Annotated in this window: 1 protein-coding gene; it reads left to right on the forward strand. The window is 41.9% G+C overall.

Features of this window, described 5'->3' with window-relative positions:
* The coding region (locus AB4209_RS19265) for an ISAs1 family transposase (RefSeq protein WP_372056941.1) at positions 1–675 on the forward strand (675 nt) is incomplete at both ends.

Consider the following 675-nt stretch of genomic DNA (forward strand, 5'->3'; position numbering starts at 1 on the left):
CACACGCTAACCGACATTATCTTCTTAACAATTGCAGCAGTGATTGCTGGTGCTGAAGGTTGGGAGGATATTGAAGATTTTGGTGAAGATAACTTGGAATGGCTTAGGCAGTATGGTGATTTCAAACAAGGCATACCAGTACACGATACCATTGCCCGAGTTATCAATCTTATTTCCGCCAAGCAACTGCAACGATGCTTTACTGCGTGGATGAAAGACTGTCATGAGACGACAGAGGGTGAAGTGATTGCTATCGACGGCAAAACTCTCAGAGGCACATACAACAAAGACAAGCGTTGTGGTGCAATCCATATGGTTAGTGCCTTTAGTGCAGCAAACCAAGTTGTACTAGGACAAGTGAAGACTGCGGATAAAAGCAATGAAATAAAAGCGATCCCTGAACTGCTTGAAATGCTTTCCTTGCGAGGTTGTTTAGTGACTATTGATGCTATGGGATGCCAGAAGGATATAGCTGAAAAGATAGTCGCTCAAGATGCAGATTATCTCTTAGCGGTAAAAGGTAATCAAAAACGATTGGAGCAAGCGATTAGCCAAGTGTTTAATTCTAGTATGATTAATAGTTTTGAAGGTGATAAATACGTCACTCAAGAGAAAGGGCATGGTCGTACAGAAACGCGTTTGAGTATGGTTGTTCACAATACAGATTTCTTAGGC

This window comes from Vibrio sp. 10N.286.48.C11 (genome assembly GCF_041469805.1).
In the GTDB taxonomy this organism is placed as follows: domain Bacteria; phylum Pseudomonadota; class Gammaproteobacteria; order Enterobacterales; family Vibrionaceae; genus Vibrio; species Vibrio crassostreae_C.